The sequence below is a fragment of the Burkholderia sp. SIMBA_051 genome, from assembly GCF_046534915.1.
In the GTDB taxonomy this organism is placed as follows: Bacteria; Pseudomonadota; Gammaproteobacteria; order Burkholderiales; family Burkholderiaceae; genus Burkholderia; species Burkholderia ambifaria.
In genome coordinates this window covers 1-263 of the sequence record NZ_JAWRXS010000415.1, presented here as the reverse complement: position 1 = coordinate 263, position 263 = coordinate 1, and the positions used below count along the sequence as shown (strand labels likewise).

Annotated in this window: 1 protein-coding gene; it reads left to right on the top strand. The window is 52.9% G+C overall.

All coding sequences use genetic code 11. From position 1 onward, the window contains the following. Positions 1–230, top strand: a 230-nt coding sequence (locus SB771_RS35100) for a hypothetical protein (RefSeq protein WP_410722058.1), incomplete at its 5' end; no start/stop codon positions are given. Between the last annotated feature and the right edge of the window lie 33 nt (positions 231–263).

Sequence of the window (263 nt, the reverse complement as noted above, 5' to 3'; positions counted from 1 at the left end):
GAACCCTGAAAGGTCGTCAGGAATTCCCGGATTCTTGCTTGATCGTTAATTGCCAACGTCGTACTGATCTCCGGAAAGACCCGACGGATTACGTCATCAAGTGCATACAACTGCCTCCATATGTCTCGCTTCGGCGTTTCAATATCCTTAATAAACGTGAGGATGTCGTCGATCGACTGGAAACGATTCTTGGCGTCGTGCTGCAGCGCTCTGGCGACGACCGCGTCTAATATAGACGCGTGGTCGGTCCGCGATGCGGTGGC